Annotated in this window: 13 protein-coding genes; 2 read left to right on the forward strand and 11 right to left on the reverse strand. The window is 56.5% G+C overall.

Annotated elements, in window-relative coordinates; translation table 11 throughout:
* Positions 1-45: 45 nt before the first annotated feature.
* From DW870_RS07455 to DW870_RS07480, 6 genes are all read right to left on the reverse strand, one after another.
* Complete coding sequence (locus DW870_RS07455) at positions 46-1,206, reverse strand: Mbeg1-like protein (RefSeq protein WP_117840191.1); 1,161 nt, start codon at positions 1,204-1,206, stop codon at positions 46-48.
* Between the two features lie 114 nt (positions 1,207-1,320).
* Positions 1,321-2,271, reverse strand: coding sequence for an L-lactate dehydrogenase (locus tag DW870_RS07460; RefSeq protein ID WP_117564413.1), 951 nt, complete (start codon positions 2,269-2,271; stop codon positions 1,321-1,323).
* Positions 2,272-2,472: 201 nt separating this feature from the next.
* Complete coding sequence (locus DW870_RS07465; protein ID WP_006234344.1) at positions 2,473-3,636, reverse strand: pyridoxal phosphate-dependent aminotransferase; 1,164 nt, start codon at positions 3,634-3,636, stop codon at positions 2,473-2,475.
* A 118-nt stretch (positions 3,637-3,754) separates the two neighbouring features.
* Positions 3,755-5,755, reverse strand: coding sequence for an NAD(+) synthase (locus tag DW870_RS07470; protein WP_117840190.1), 2,001 nt, complete (start codon positions 5,753-5,755; stop codon positions 3,755-3,757).
* A gap of 153 nt (positions 5,756-5,908) precedes the next feature.
* The gene (locus DW870_RS07475; protein WP_117840189.1) at positions 5,909-7,093 is read right to left on the reverse strand and encodes an MFS transporter; all 1,185 of its coding nucleotides are present in this window, start codon (positions 7,091-7,093) and stop codon (positions 5,909-5,911) included.
* Complete coding sequence (locus DW870_RS07480) at positions 7,071-7,352, reverse strand: DUF2087 domain-containing protein (protein ID WP_055251466.1); 282 nt, start codon at positions 7,350-7,352, stop codon at positions 7,071-7,073. Before DW870_RS07480 ends, DW870_RS07475 begins: the two co-directional genes overlap by 23 nt.
* A gap of 483 nt (positions 7,353-7,835) precedes the next feature.
* Between DW870_RS07480 and DW870_RS07490 the strand changes: the two genes are divergently transcribed.
* Positions 7,836-8,789 (forward strand): hypothetical protein, encoded by a 954-nt coding sequence (locus tag DW870_RS07490; protein ID WP_117840188.1) that lies wholly within the window; start codon positions 7,836-7,838, stop codon positions 8,787-8,789.
* Positions 8,790-8,928: 139 nt separating this feature from the next.
* Complete coding sequence (locus DW870_RS07495) at positions 8,929-10,218, forward strand: hypothetical protein (protein WP_117840187.1); 1,290 nt, start codon at positions 8,929-8,931, stop codon at positions 10,216-10,218.
* A 54-nt stretch (positions 10,219-10,272) separates the two neighbouring features.
* On the opposite strand, the gene DW870_RS09275 is transcribed toward DW870_RS07495, so the two are convergent.
* The 5 genes from DW870_RS09275 to DW870_RS07515 all read right to left on the reverse strand — a co-directional run bounded on the left by DW870_RS09275 (position 10,273) and on the right by DW870_RS07515 (position 14,890).
* The gene (locus DW870_RS09275) at positions 10,273-10,611 is read right to left on the reverse strand and encodes a hypothetical protein (protein ID WP_147335439.1); all 339 of its coding nucleotides are present in this window, start codon (positions 10,609-10,611) and stop codon (positions 10,273-10,275) included.
* 31 nt (positions 10,612-10,642) lie between these two features.
* Entirely contained in the window at positions 10,643-11,770 is a 1,128-nt protein-coding gene (locus tag DW870_RS09280) for a hypothetical protein (RefSeq protein ID WP_147332645.1), read from the reverse strand.
* A gap of 280 nt (positions 11,771-12,050) precedes the next feature.
* Positions 12,051-13,730, reverse strand: coding sequence for an energy-dependent translational throttle protein EttA (ettA, locus tag DW870_RS07505; protein WP_117840185.1), 1,680 nt, complete (start codon positions 13,728-13,730; stop codon positions 12,051-12,053).
* Positions 13,731-13,914: 184 nt separating this feature from the next.
* Complete coding sequence (locus tag DW870_RS07510; protein ID WP_117840184.1) at positions 13,915-14,619, reverse strand: SdpI family protein; 705 nt, start codon at positions 14,617-14,619, stop codon at positions 13,915-13,917.
* Positions 14,612-14,890, reverse strand: a complete 279-nt coding sequence (locus DW870_RS07515; protein WP_147332646.1) for an autorepressor SdpR family transcription factor — start codon at positions 14,888-14,890, stop codon at positions 14,612-14,614. The genes DW870_RS07510 and DW870_RS07515 overlap by 8 nt, the downstream gene beginning before the upstream one ends.
* Positions 14,891-15,041 lie beyond the last annotated feature (151 nt).

Below are 15,041 nucleotides of genomic sequence, written 5' to 3' on the forward strand. Positions count from 1 at the left end.
CATCGAAGATTGGTGCATCGGGGACAGGTTGCTTTGCACCAATGGTTAGCGCAGGAGCTCGGACTGCCAAGCCTCGAGCTGTTCTGCCAAGCTCTTGCCGGCAGCGGGCATGTCGATCTGGGGACGTTTGGGCAGAAGCGCACACTTAAGAATCGCAACGATAGTCTGCGAGACAAAGCGTCGTGTATCCTTGTCAAAGCCTTGCGCAGCCTGGAGCATCACGGGCAGGCTCTCGCGCAGATTCCCAGCGATATCCGCAAACCGCTCAGCACCCGTAGCCTCAAGCACGGAGAACAACGCATCTACAAAACGCTCGCGCTCGCTAGGCGACACCGCAAGCAGCATCTCGCGAATGGAGCCATCAACGTATCGAGCACCGGCGGACAGGCGCTCACAGTACACGAAGTCGCGACCATCAACCACCCAGCTAAAGGGATTATGCTGAAGCAGGCTGAACTCGGTGCTCTCAACGATGGCATAGTCCTCCTGTGTCTCGAAAATCATGCCAAAGATCGACGACCGAGGTAGCGTCTTGTCGATTCGACCGGATAGGTCGGCGAAGGCGTTGCCGCTCAGAAACTCCTCGACGAAGCCCGGACCATCATGGGAATACGCCCGTTCGATTCGCTCACGGGCGACATCGGGGCACATCGCCGCACCGTACACCGCAAGGTTTCCACCCTTGGAATGACCTCCGCACAAAAGCGGCCCGTCAATCGCATCCGCCGCCTCGTCCACATAACGCGTCGCGGATTCCTGGGCCGGCACAGGACACCGGAACGCCATGTTAAAGTCCTCTTTCCAGCCCACAATCGTGCTGTCGGTCCCCCGGAAGGAAAGATAGCTAAACCCCGCCGGAAACCGGAACGCCATGGCTGCAAACTGCTCTGTCGCCACCACATCGCTCACGGCACGATAGCCGCAAACGTGCACGCCACGGTAGCGAGGGCTTGCTGCCACGGCCTCCAACAAGGCCCTGCTCCCCTCTGGGTCCCACAAGTCGTCAATCATGTCCCGGTAGCACTCGGCACGCAGCAGCTCGCGTACGTCTAGGCCCTGCCAGTCCGTCAGCTCCGCCATATCACCCGGCAAACGCAAATAGGACAGCCACGCAAAGACCAGGCTATCCACCGCGCAGAACGGCCGCTCCTCAAACGGATCAAACGCCGTCTGGGCATAGGTCAAAAAATTAGGCGAATCCGACATGGCCCTCCCATCAACTATGGTGCATTGAGGTCAGGTTACTTTGCACCAAAAAGGCGCCCGGGCCGTGTGGACCCGGACGCCTTCATTGTAGCTTTTCGCTCTGGCGAGCTTGATTTAGCAGGAGAAGTCGACGCTGTCGATGATGTCCTTGAGGGCCTTGGCGGAAGCGGTGAGCTCATGCTGCTCGTCATCGTCCAGCGGGACGGGGACGCGGCAGACAACGCCGTCGCGGCCAACGACAGTCGGCATGGAGATGGCGAGATCGGACAGGCCATACTCGCCCACCATGAGCGAGGAGACGGGCAGAACGGTCTGCTCATCGCGCATGACGGCGGTGCAGATGCGCTTGACGGCCATGGCGACGCCATAGTAGGTGGCGTGCTTCTTCTCGATGATGGTGTAGGCGGAGTTCTTGACGTCCTCGGCGATACGCTTCTCGGCAGCCTCATGCTCCAGGTGGCCGTGAAGCTCACAGAAGGTGTTCAGCGGAACGCCGGCAACCTGAGCGCTGGACCAAGCGACGAACTCGGAGTCGCCGTGCTCACCCATGACATAGGCCTGGACATCGCGCGGGTCAACCTCGACGTGGGCACCAAGCATCTGCTGCAGGCGGCCGGTGTCGAGCACGGTACCGGAACCGATGACGTGGCCCTCGGGCAGGCCGGACATCTTGATGGCGGCGTAGGTCAGAACATCGACCGGGTTGGAGACGATTAACAGAATGCCGTCGAAGCCGGACTTCTTAATCTCGGGAATAATGGACTTGAAGATGCTGACGTTCTTGTTGACCAGGTCCAGGCGGGTCTCACCGGGCTTCTGGGCAGCGCCAGCAGTGACGACGATCATGGCGGCGTCGGCGACATCGGAATAATCGCCGGCGTAGATCTTCATCGGCTCGGCAAACGTCATGCCGTGCGCGATATCCAGGGCCTCACCCTCGGCACGGTTCTTGTCCACGTCGATGAGGACCATCTCGGAGAACAGACCACTCTGCATCAGTGCGAACGCCGAAGACGAACCGACGAAACCGCAGCCGACAATAGCGACCTTCTTCTCGTTAACCATTAGAAACTCCCATCTCTCTCCACAAACAAGCCGCCCGGGAACGACCCGAGCGGCTTGTCGTAATCCCAATACATCCAATCGGGACTTTGATTATGCCCCTATTCGCAGCCAAAAATCGACCGTTTACCGAAATTGTTTGCAGAATTCGTAAAATAACTGCACGAAATCGGTTTCGAGCTATTGACGGGTCGAAATAGGTTTCTAATACAGGCCAGCCTCGCGAATGGCCTCGACAGCCAAAGCGATCTGATCGGGCGGCAAGACCAGTGCCATACGCACGTGCCCCTCGCCCGAAGGGCCAAAGCTCGCGCCCGGCGTCACCACAACGCCGGCCTTCTCCATAAGCTCCTCGCAAAACGCCATGGAATCGGTGCGACCACCGGGAAGCTTGGCCCACACAAACATAGAGCCATGCGCGTTGGGACGCTCCCAGCCCAGGCCCTCAAGACCGTCGCACAGGGCATCGCGGCGTTCCTGGTACTTCAGACGCTGCGCCTCGACCTCATCGCGCGGACCGTTCAGGCAGGCGATAGCAGCCTTCTGGATCGGGAAGAACATACCAAAGTCGATCTGGCCGCGCAGCTTGGCAAAGGCAGAGACCACGTCCTCGCGGCCGACCAAAAAGCCGATACGCGCACCGGTGACGTTAAACGACTTGGAGAGCGAGAAGAACTCCACGCCCACCTCGAGCGCGCCGGGATACTGCAAGAAGCTGCCACCCGGCTCGCCGTCGAACACGATGTCGGAGTACGCGTTGTCATGGACGATGAGCAGATCGTGCTCGCGGGCGAAAGCGATGATCTCCTCGTAGACCTCGGGCGTGCCCACCGAGCCGACCGGGTTCGCGGGCAGCGACACGATCATATACTTGGCACGGTCGGCAACCTCGGGATCGATACCCGCCACATAGGGCAGGTAATTATGCTCGGCAACCAACGGATAGTACTCGAGCTTGGCATCGGCGATCTTGGCACCTGCCTCAAAGACCGGGTAGCACGGATCGGGAACCAGAATGGTGTCACCCGGATCGAGCAGGGCCAGGCCCAAATGGCCCACGCCCTCCTGTGTGCCGTTGCACGACTGCACCATGGACGGCGTAATGCCCGAAACGCCAAAGCGGCGCTCATAGTAATCGCACACGGCTTGCTTGAGTTCGGGCAGGTCGCGCAGGGCATACTTCCACATCTCGGGATCTTGGGCTGCCTGCGTGAGCGCCTCGACCACGTGGTCGTACGGCTTAAAGTCGGGCGTGCCCACGCTCATGTTGTAAATGGTCTTGCCCTGAGCCTTCAGCGCGAGAAGCTTATTGTTGAGCGAGGCGAAGACCTCCGCGCCAAAGCGGTCGAGACGCTGCGATGCCTGCATGGTGCCACCTTTCGATATAAAAAACGCGGCGCTCCGACAAGAGCGCCGCGCGATACGGGCCATCAGATTTCAAAAGTGTAACGCTTACAACCCCCGTATTGGTTCAATTTAGCCAACCTTAGTCAATTGGATTGAGGGCGTCGATCTGCGCGAGCCACAGACGTGAGCTTGCGTCACTCGGCATACGCCAATCGCCGCGCGGGCTGAGCGTCACCGAACCCACCTTGGGACCATCGGGCAGGCAGCTGCGCTTAAACTGCTGGGCAAAGAAGCGACGGTAGAACGTACGTAGCCATGTGTGGACGGTCTTGACATCGTAGACGCCCTCAAAGCTCTTGAGCGCCATGCGGTAGATCTTGGCCGGCTCAAAGCCAAAACGCAGCAGGTAGTAGAGGAAGTAGTCGTGCAACTCGTATGGGCCCACCAAATCCTCGGTCTTCTGCGCAATCTCGCCGTCGCCCGTGGGCGGCAGAAGCTCGGGGGACACCGGCGTATCGAGGATATCGAGCAAGACCTCGGCAATGCGCCCGCCAAAGACATCGGCGGCATAGCGCACCAGATGGCGCACAAGCGTCTTGGGCACGCTCGCGTTGACGGCGTACATGCTCATGTGGTCGCCGTTATAGGTAGCCCAGCCGAGCGCCAGCTCCGACAGGTCGCCCGTGCCAATGACAAAACCGCCAGCCTGGTTGGCCAGGTCCATCAGAATCTGCGTACGTTCGCGCGCCTGGCTGTTCTCGTAGGTTACGTCCTGCACGGCCGGATCGTGCTCAATGTCCTTGAAGTGCTGCTCCACAGCCGCGTGGATCGAAACCTCGCGGAAGCTCACACCCAAGTCGCGGGCGAGCGACTCGGCATTCGACTTAGTGCGGTGCGTCGTGCCAAAGCCGGGCATGGAGACTGCCGTGATGCCCGTGCGCGGCAGCCCCAGTGCATCGAAGGCACGCACGGCTACAAGCAGTGCCAGCGTGGAGTCCAGGCCGCCCGAAAGACCGATGACTGCAGCCTTGGTACCCGTATGGGCAAGGCGGGTCTTGAGGCCGGCAGTCTGCAGGTCGAGGATGGTCTCGCAGCGCTCGGCCAGGTCGCCGTGGTCGGCCGGCACAAAAGGCGCGCGAGGGAAAACGCGGTCGATATCGCAGGCATCGCGCAGAACAGGCTCTTTGGCCAGCACGCCCTCAAACGAAAACTCAACGGTCGTGGCCTCCGGCGCATCGTCCGCGCGCGCCCACGTCGTCGAGCGACGGCGCTCGGCAACCAGGCGGTCAAGGTCAACGTCGGCGATGGCCATATCGCAGGTAAGCAGTTTGGTCGCGGCGAGCTTGGAGCCGTTTTCGTAGACGAGGTTCTCGCCCGCAAAGACCATATCGGTCGTGGACTCGCCCTCACTCGCGTCCGCATAGGCATAGGCGCAGTACAGGCGCGCGCTCTGGTTGGATATGAGGCTGCGTCGGTAATCCGCCTTACCGATAATCTCGTCCGAAGCCGACGGATTGAGGATCACCGTCGCACCGGCAAGCGCCATCTCGGTCGAAGGGGGCGCCGGCACCCACAGGTCCTCGCAGACCTCAACGCCCAGCACCATATCCTCGGCACCTTCATCACAGCAGCGGTAGACAAGCCCCGAACCCAGCGGAACCGGACCCTGACCGGCAAACTCGACCCACACAGAATCTACGGGCGCCGGAGCAAACCAGCGGCGCTCATAAAACTCACCGTAATTGGGCAGATACTTTTTGGCCGTGAGGCCCAAAAGCTCGCCCGCGCAGCACACGGCGGCGCAGTTGTAGATACTCTCGGCAACTGCAACGGGAAGACCGATGGTAAAGACAATCGGCAGCCCGCGGGTTTCATCGAGAATATGTGCCAGTGCGGTCTCGCAGGCATGCAGTAATGTGCGGTTATGGAACAGATCGGCCGCGGTATAGCCAGTCAGATTAAGCTCGGGCAAAACCAGAGCACGAACGCCGCGCTCGGCAGCCTCGCGAACGGCCGCCAGCGCAACCTCGGCATTGCCCTCGACATCGGCCACGCGAATCCGCGGCGACGCCGCCGCCACACGCAAAAAGCCATCGTTCTTATTAGCCGAAACGCAGCATTGCTTTGTTGATCTGGACACTGGAGGCCCCTTCTACCCTGAGATTCAGTCTAACGGACGTTCACATATCTCTAACTAGCCAAAGCAACCTCCCAGTTTACTGAGAGGCCAACCTGTGCTAAGAGCATGTATTTCAAAATTAAGGCATATCAACGTCACATCTGCATATCAACGTCACATCTTTCGCAAATAATTCAATTGAAACACAACTACCATCATAATTGAAAATACACCAAGTCCTGTAACGAGAATTGAGAACATCGCGATGCTCGTGAACAGCGAAACAAGGAGTGTTGAAATAACAACAGCAACCGATTGCAAAGACTCCCTAATTGAAAACAGGCCTATCGATTCAGATCCGTCTCTCGCCAAATCCTGCAGCGATGTTATGAGAAGCACATCTTGAATGGCGTTTCCGGCACCGACGATAAAAAGGAAAATAAACGATATCCCAGACGCATAGCGATAGCCAAACGCCAGATACGCACCGAGCGCAAGATACGTCACAAAACAATATGATTTAACGCAATCGGAACCACTGATTAAACGACCATATATTGTATTTCCGAACAACAGTCCGATTGTAAGACTGCTCTGAAGGAATCCGTATTGTATCGATGACGAGTCAAATTGCAATTGCGCTATAGCTGGCAAAAGAGAATTCAGAGAGCCGAATGCCACGCCACTAGAAATATCGATTAATAGGAAACCAATTGCCAAGTGCTTCGCGCTAAGATCACTAAATTCAGTCCTGTATTTTTCATTTTTGCTTATCCCCTCTTTATCATTAACCTCGATAACCGACGGAACATCTCGCAGCAACCAGAACGACGCGGCAAAAGATAGCGCGTCTAATGCAAGAACAGCCTCCGCCCCAAATTGAGCGACAACAAAACCGCCGGCAACTGGCCCCAGAACCATCATCAAATTCTGCAGAAACCCAAACGAATTATTAATTACGTCGCGATTGATACTATTCGTATTGGCTCTTAACAACGAGTAAAAGCAGGGCATTTCAACCGTTCGGCAAAGCGATACCGCGCACGTAATAGCAAACATACTCCATTTACTATCAACAAAAATATAGCAAATGAATAATCCCGCGCGAATTAAGTCTGCCAATCTCATGGCCTGCAGTGTCCCGATACCCATCTTCTGAGGCAGCTGCGCGAGCGCAACTGAAAACAGAGAGGGGGCAAATCTGCAGCAGACCATCAAAGCAGTTGCAGAAACATCGTGAGTTACCTCGTAAATCAGCATTGGCAAAGCAATATTCGCACACCAATTGCCTATTTCGCTTATCCCTCTAGCAATATATAGGACCCGAACCGGACGGCTAGCTCTCAATACCGTGAACATCACGATTAACCTCGTATTTCAGGCCTCGTTCATCCCTTAATAGGAATCCATAATCAACCAAATACCGCCTCAACACGGCATAATCAGGATAGAGCTGTGAAAGCACACGATTAACCTGAAGCTCCGTATAACTTGTATTTAATTCAAAGAAAGAGACGGCCCATAGCAGCATGATTCTTTTATAGCTTTCCTTTTTTGGAATTGAAACCAGCTCGCCATTCTTGAGAAATCGTTTTTTAAAGTCTATTAGCTCATCCATTCACATCCTCCATTTCATACGCATCTAATACTAAAAATGCATACGCTTTAGGTCATCGCATTCAGCTTCTTTATTCGAACTAATCTAAATAATTTGCTCAAACACTCTTCGAAAGCTCGTTTTTCACTCTGAGTAAAATGCCCTTCCCAGTCAGTCCACGAACAGGAAGGCAACTCACAACGAGCGGAGTCGAAGCCCTCTGCCGTCGGTCGTTCAAAATGCACGATAACCTTTTCGACATCGACATCTGTAATCAGGTCAGAATGAATGACCTCGGTACCGTCTTCGAATGTCATATACGGGTACATCACGTAAACCACCTCGCAATCGTAAGTCCAGTTTAGCATCAAGCTATTTCGCCAAAGACAGCAAGCCCCCCTTGATGAGTTGATGGTATCTGTTAAACGTCACGCACGATTCACATCTGGTGGGTACCCTGATGGCTACACGAAACGAAGCAGATTTACACCGGGAGGACCCCGTATGACAACCAAGTACACTGACGCGCCGCGCACGCGCGTTATGACGCCGGCATCGCTCAACAACGGCGTGCACGAGAACCACTCCATCGGACAGACCATGGCCATCGCGCCCAAAAAGGGCCTGTTCGACGACATTTCCATTCCTCAGATCATTGCCGGCGCCGCAGCCGCCGCCACGAGCGTCGCGCTTGCCTCCAAGATCGGTATCGCCGGATCGGTAATCGGCGCCGCCGTGAGCTCGGTCATCACCGTTGTGTCTTCGCAGGTCTACCGCCACTTTATCTCTGCCAGCGCCGAAGCCCTCAAAGGTACACACACCGCCGACGACTACCCTGCCGGCGCCTATGAACCCGTTGAGCTTGATGCCGAGGAGCACCTGGGCGGCGCCGCGACTACGCAGGAGATGCGCCAGATTGCGGGGCGCGCGACCACGGCGCGCGTCGCTCCCGACAGTCTGCGCGCCAAGGCGGCGGCAGAGCGCAGCCAGACGCAAAAGAAGGTCATCGTCTTCTCGATCGCCATCGCCATCGTCGCGGTCATCGCCTGCGCCGGCGCCATCCTTATAACCACCGCCGGTGAGGGTCTGGGCGAGCGCCCCGAGCCAATCCTTTCGTCGCGCACGACCGAGAGCGATGCAAATGGCAACACCCAGTCGCAGGATCAGCAGGCACAGGCGGACGGCACGCAAGACAGTTCTACCTCTGCCGATTCGTCCTCGAACACCCAAAACCAATCGCAGGGCACCGATTCCTCTACGGCCAACAGTGGCACGCCGTCCGGCACGACCGACTCAAGCCAAACGACTGACGGTTCACAGCCGAACACGGGCGACCAAACGAGCGACACCACGTCGGGAACGGGCGCAGCAGACAGTAGCAACACCAACAGCTCGAGCGGAACCGCTTCCGGCACGGCATCTGACAACTCGAGCCAAGGCACGGCATCGGGCAACTAAGCACATTTGTCTCTCATAGATAACCGACCTGTACAACGGGCGCGAATCGAAAGCGGTTCGCGCCCGTTTGCCTTGGGCGCCGAGGCGGCACGCCCCGTGCGATGGTAAGATGCTTTGGTGTGTAAAGAGGAGATTTGCCATGAGCAAGACAATAGTTAGGCCCACGCTTTCGCTGGGCAACCACATCTATCTGTATCGCCTGCTGCGCGATGCAATCGGATGCGGCAAGCAAACGTTTATGACGCAGGTCGAGGAGGCACTCGCCGCTGGTGACATGGCCGCTTATGACCTCGGCTTTGAGTCCACGCGCGAGCTGCTCGAGGAGCTCGACGACTGCATTAAGCTGACCGTCTTTAAGGGCGGTCGCCTGTATGCCACCGTCATCGCCAACGATGCCTGGGATGCCGCCCTTGCCAAGGGCGAGGACAAGCCCAAGGCAGCCAAGGGCGCTAAACAGTCCTACAAAAAGAAAAAACGCGGTGAGAAGGACCTCAAGGCCGTGCGTCCCAAGCACGTTAAGCGTCCCGAGCCCGTAGTTGAAGCTGTGCCCGAGCCCGAGCCCGAGATCGAAGTCGCTATTGAGGTAACGGCAGAAGCCGAAACCGAAATCGCCACCACGGCCGATCCCAAAGTCATATCCGAGCAGGAAGCCACTGCGGAGCTCAACGAAGCTCCCAAGTCGACAACCGAAGAAGCCGCCGACCAGCCCGAGACGTCTGCGTTCCAAAACAGCGATGTCTTTGGCGACGAGGCCGAGGACGATCAGCCTTGCGAGCCCGCAGAACAGGACGCTACCGAGGTGGCATCGGAGCCCGAGGCACCGCAGCCTGCCATCTCGCTCACGGTCGTCTATGACCCCGAGAACGCCAACGCCGGCATCACCACCATGGCCTCCACGCCCATCGAGGCAAAGTCGAGCGTCGAGAATCAGAGCGCTCCGCAAGTCGAGTTCGACACCGCGACCGCAGACGCACCCGCCATCGTCGAGCCCGCAGATTCCGCGGCGATGCCGAAAGCGGACACCGAATCAGTACTCGGCGCCGAACCCGCGCCCGTCATCGAGGTGACGCCCGTCAATGAGCAGGCCTTCGCACCGACGATGGTACCGGCCCCCGCACCCGTAGCGCCCGCCATCCCCGAGGACTTCCCCATCGATTTCGCAACCGAGGTCTTCTGCCCCGGTCCATTGCTACACCAGCTGTCGACCTATCTCCCCTACGGCGCCGATACCCTCGGCATTGTCGGCGAGTACTACTGGATCGCCCGCGAGCGCGGTACCATCGAGGCCGCGCGAAACCGCGCAAGCTTCCCCCTGCGTTACACGCAGGCAGGCGAGCGCCACGAAGTCACCGTGCGCATCCGCCGCAACACCACCGGCGGCCTCGGAGCCGCCTGGACCATCGACAAGGTCAACGCCCCGGTCGAGTAAAAAACGGCCTCGGATAGCCAATTGACCATCCGAGGCCGTTTAAATTCAGGCCTTTTAGTTGTCATCGGCGCATATAGACACCAGAGAAGCAAGCTCCTCCTCAAGTTGCGGAGCAAAATACCTAAAAGAAACTTGTGCTCCAATCGGTATCGACTCAATCATATTCGCAGCATTATCTGAAACACGGTACGATGCAGTTTCACCTGTCTTTAATTCCTCTATTGAGCAGACAGCGTCTTCAGCATCAATCGACCTAAGCATGCCTTTACCTTGCAACATCACATCGGCATGCCCACCAGCTATTTCCAATGAATCTGAGTTTGTCACAGACATTTCTCCGGAATCTCCGCGCGGCATCTCTTCTTTTGTTGAACAGCTCACCAATAAAGCCATCAACACCAAAGACAGGACTAAACGAATCGTCCTACTTCGAAAAAGTCGTTCCATAAGTCCACGCATAATAACTCTGATCATACTTCAGGAAGGATAAGGATGAATTCCAGCCGTCCGCTATGCCAATCATCTGCCTTGTCTCTCCAGTTTTCTTACCAGTAAGTGTGGCGTAAGCCTCCGCTGTTACAGAATGGGCTGATCCGTTGTACAAACTCGCATGTAAAACATTCGGTCTATTAGAGTTAATCTCATTTTGAATGTTCACGATAGCCGGGGAGGAGACAGTGCGAGCGATAAGATTACTCCCTCTGCTTGCGCAGTAATTTGTAAACCCCGTTGCACAGGTTGAAATCGGCGTTCCGCCCAAAACAACACCGGGAACAGTCTGTTCTTCATCGGAAAGAGCATGGGTATTGGTGTAATTCCATATCTGCATATATTGCGAAGGGTCGCTATATAAATTGGCAATGCCATACAGTTCCGCAACGTTCGAAAAAGCTGTCACCATACAAGCATAGTGGGCGGTAAGCCTCTTAATCTCGCTTTCATCATATGACATAAACTGAGAAATGGAACGAAATCCAGATACTGTGTAATCCTGCATTTGAGTTGCGTAAATTACAACATCGTTCCAGCTTGAAGGTTTATTCGATAAAACGACAGGCCGTCCTTCTATGGAAACAGCCGGGATTGTTCTTCCGCAATTTGTTGTTATTGAACCGTCCAAAGATTGCACGCCGAATTCGAATGGATTGATCATTACGACTGGGTTATTGAAAGAATAAGGCTCGACACCAAGATCTCCTCCCCGATCCATAGGGCTGACTAAGCCGTCTCCAAAACGATATCCCGTAAGTATTTCATCATCTGAAGCATCTAAAACCAAATAGCCCGCGGCTCTATTGGATGTCACAACCGGAACAATGTAACCAAGCGGGGACCCATCAACGTCTACAAAAGGAATAGGGTCAGAAGGCGTATACGAAGAGCCGAGGAGTCCCTTTATATATTTATCGGCAAGCTCTTGCGCAATTTCAGAAGTAAATTGTATCTGCTCACCATCAATATTGCCCGTCGAAGCAAAAACCTCTTTCGGACGTGCGGCTAAGGCGACAATTGAAGACGCGACAAGTTGCAGAAAACGACGACGCGAAAGCATATGTTCTTCTTTCTAGAGGAGCGACTTATAAGATACTCCTATTCTATAACCTTTTTTGTAACGTTACAGCACTGGTTATATTTCAATTCGATTCGCTTATGTCCTTGTAACCCAATACGTCTTTACGTTTTAAACGGAATTAGAAAATCACTCATAGCAAAAACGGGCTTTAATCCCAAAGAGATGACTTTGATTATGAATCAAACCAGCAGCCAGGGCATAGCTGCAGTGCAATTGCTACAAGAAAGGCCGCCCTTGCTGGCGGCCTTTCTACTTGCTACTAGTCACGCGTCAGCTTGCGGTGAATACGATGCGGCTGGGCTGCGTCCTCGCCCAGGCGCTCGATGCGGTTGGCTTGATAGGCCTCGAAGTTGCCCTCGAACCAATACCAGTTGCCCGGATTATCGTCGGTGCCCTCCCACGCCAGAATGTGCGTGGCGACGCGGTCCAGGAACATACGGTCGTGGCTAATGACCACCGAGCAGCCCGGGAACTCGAGCAGCGCCGCTTCGAGCGAGGACAGCGTCTCGACATCGAGGTCGTTCGTGGGCTCGTCGAGGAGCAGCAGGTTGCCGCCCTGCTTGAGCGTAAGCGCCAGGTTCAGACGGTTGCGCTCGCCACCGGAGAGTACGCCAGCGCGTTTCTGCTGGTCCTGGCCCTTAAAGCCAAAGCTCGCCACATAAGCACGGCTCGGAACCTCGGTCTCGCCGACCATCATGTGGTCCAGGCCGTCCGAGACGACCTCCCACAAGTTCTTGTCGGGGTCGATGCCGGAACGGTTCTGATCGACATAGGAGATCTTGACGGTCTCGCCCACCTCGAGCTCGCCCGAAGTCAGCGGCTCCAGGCCCACGATGGTCTTGAAGAGCGTAGTCTTGCCCACACCGTTGGGGCCGATGACGCCCACGATGCCGTTACGCGGCAGGGTGAAAGAAAGGTCGTCGATGAGCACGCGGCCATCGAACTCCTTGTGCAGATGATGGGCCTCGAGCACCTTGTTGCCCAAACGCGGGCCCACAGGGATGCGGATGTCGGTCCAGTCGAGCTTCTGGCTTGCGCGGGCCTCGGCCTCCATCTCCTCGTAGCGAGCCAGACGGGCCTTGTTCTTTGCCTGGCGAGCTTTGGGCGAGCTGCGTACCCACTCGAGCTCGGCCTCCATGCGCTTGGCAAGCTTGGCATCGCGGTTGCCCTGCGCCTCGATACGGGCGGCCTTGGTCTCCAGATACGTGGAGTAGTTGCCCTTGTAGGGATAAAGGTGACCGCGGTCGACCTCGCAGATCCACTCGGCAACGTTATCCAGGAAGTAGCGATCGTGCGTGACGGCCAGCACCGCGCCCTGGTAGTTGTGCAGGAAATGCTCAAGCCACAGGATCGACTCGGCGTCCAGGTGGTTCGTGGGCTCGTCGAGCAGCAGCAGGTCGGGAGCCTCGAGCAGCAGCTTGCACAGGGCCACGCGGCGGCGCTCGCCGCCGGAAAGCACGTTAACCGGCATGTCGGAATCGGGCAGCTGCAGGGCGTCCATGGCCTGGCCGAGCTTGGAATCGATATCCCAGCCGTCAGCGGCGTCGATCTCGTCCTGGAGCTTGCCCATCTCGGCCATGAGGGCGTCCATGTCGCAGTCCGGGTCGCACATCTCCTCGCCGATCTTGTTGAAGCGATCGACCTTGGCAATCATGTCGCCAAACGCCATGCGCACGTTCTCGATGACGGTCTTGTCGTCGTCGAGCGGCGGCTCCTGCTGCAGGATACCCACGGTGTAGCCGGGGGTGAGCCTGGCATCGCCGTTGGAGACCTCCTCGATGCCGGCCATGATCTTGAGCAGGGTCGACTTGCCCATACCGTTGGGGCCCACGACGCCGATCTTGGCACCGGGGTAGAAGCTCAGGGTCACGTCGTCAAGGATTACCTTGTCGCCATGGGCCTTGCGAGCCTGATACATCTGGTAGATAAACTCCGCCATTTGTCTGTTTTATCCTTTCTACCTGCTGTTTCCATATTCTTGTTTCGCTTTAGTGGAAACGAAATGAGGAAACCGGCTCTGAAACTTAGCGAAAAAGGGGCATGGTTGCCCACACCCCCTAATACTACCTGGGAAAAGTCCCCCGGGACACACTATGAACTGCGTACGCTAGTTTTCCGCAACCTTAACGAACAGCCCGCTGAGATTTGCGCCACAGCAGATACGAGTAGACGTAGACGGCTCCGACCGAACCAAACGCCAGAACCGCAATCACCGCGGCGACGACTTCACTCGAAAGCACCGCACCTGCCACGCCCATCGCAATCAGGCCAACACCCAGCACCATAAAGCAGGCACCGCCAAAGCGCTGCGTACGGCGCCAGTTCTCGGGATCGGCAAGCGCCCAAGGCGTCTTGATACCGAGCGTATAGTTCTGCTTCACACGCGGCAAGTAGTTGCCTACGCCGATGAACAGCAAACCGATAGCACCGGAAATCAGCACGTTGACCGAACCGACCGCCGGCACCACGCCCCAGACCGTAAGCTCACCCAACCAGCTTACGGCGCACATGAACAAGGTGAAGGCGATTACGAAGCCCTGATAGAACTTGCCCGAGGTTCGATATGCCTCACCTTTGGGATCGATGCGCGGCACCACGCAGAACATTGCGAGAAGCACCAGAGGCAGCACGCCGAGCGCGGAGGCCATCCAGCTGGGACCCCAACCGTCGACGGCGCCGTTCGCGCCCCAGTGCGTGGGAATCTGCCCAGGCAAGCTCGGCATCACCATGAGGTGCGCTACGACATTGGCGACGCACAGAGCGATCAGCGCAATCCACACACGCCGCGATACCCCCGTGGCGTGAATGCCCTTGTTTTCGTTATTCATCCTTATCACCTTCCGTGTTTGTAAAGCCCATAAACCAACCAATCAAATCCTGCATGACGGTGGTATTTAAGCTGTATACGATGTTTTGGCCATGGCGCTCGTCGGTCACCAACCCGGCGTTTTTGAGCGTCGCCAAGTGATGGCTCAACGACGGCTTGCTGATGTCAAAATGCTCGGCAAGCTCCCCGGCCGTGCGATTGCCCTCGCGCAGCAGTTCCAAAATGTGACGCCGTGTAGGATCGGCCAGCGCCTTAAAACCCTCTCCCGGCATAAGACCTCCTCTCATCATTTCGTTCGACGCGCACACTATACTCGATATTTAGATGTTTGTCTAACTATCTAACCGCAATGCTTCAAACCACATCAAAGCAAACGCCATCGCAGCCTATGGGCGATTACCTATAATGGCGATAGCTAGAACA

The sequence above is a fragment of the Collinsella sp. AM38-1BH genome (genome assembly GCF_003467545.1).
Taxonomy (GTDB): domain Bacteria; phylum Actinomycetota; class Coriobacteriia; order Coriobacteriales; family Coriobacteriaceae; genus Collinsella.

What these genes read in the sequence shown, in the direction of transcription:
- DW870_RS07455 (WP_117840191.1), bottom strand. Translation starts at nt 1,206, where the DNA reads ATGTCGGATTCGCCTAATTTTTTGACCTATGCCCAGACGGCGTTTGAT.
- DW870_RS07460 (WP_117564413.1), bottom strand. Translation starts at nt 2,271, where the DNA reads ATGGTTAACGAGAAGAAGGTCGCTATTGTCGGCTGCGGTTTCGTCGGT.
- DW870_RS07465 (WP_006234344.1), bottom strand. Translation starts at nt 3,636, where the DNA reads ATGCAGGCATCGCAGCGTCTCGACCGCTTTGGCGCGGAGGTCTTCGCC.
- DW870_RS07475 (WP_117840189.1), bottom strand. Translation starts at nt 7,093, where the DNA reads ATGTTCACGGTATTGAGAGCTAGCCGTCCGGTTCGGGTCCTATATATT.
- DW870_RS07480 (WP_055251466.1), bottom strand. Translation starts at nt 7,352, where the DNA reads ATGGATGAGCTAATAGACTTTAAAAAACGATTTCTCAAGAATGGCGAG.
- DW870_RS07490 (WP_117840188.1), top strand. Translation starts at nt 7,836, where the DNA reads ATGACAACCAAGTACACTGACGCGCCGCGCACGCGCGTTATGACGCCG.
- DW870_RS07495 (WP_117840187.1), top strand. Translation starts at nt 8,929, where the DNA reads ATGAGCAAGACAATAGTTAGGCCCACGCTTTCGCTGGGCAACCACATC.
- DW870_RS09275 (WP_147335439.1), bottom strand. Translation starts at nt 10,611, where the DNA reads ATGGCTTTATTGGTGAGCTGTTCAACAAAAGAAGAGATGCCGCGCGGA.
- DW870_RS09280 (WP_147332645.1), bottom strand. Translation starts at nt 11,770, where the DNA reads ATGCTTTCGCGTCGTCGTTTTCTGCAACTTGTCGCGTCTTCAATTGTC.
- ettA (WP_117840185.1), bottom strand. Translation starts at nt 13,730, where the DNA reads ATGGCGGAGTTTATCTACCAGATGTATCAGGCTCGCAAGGCCCATGGC.
- DW870_RS07510 (WP_117840184.1), bottom strand. Translation starts at nt 14,619, where the DNA reads ATGAATAACGAAAACAAGGGCATTCACGCCACGGGGGTATCGCGGCGT.
- DW870_RS07515 (WP_147332646.1), bottom strand. Translation starts at nt 14,890, where the DNA reads ATGCCGGGAGAGGGTTTTAAGGCGCTGGCCGATCCTACACGGCGTCAC.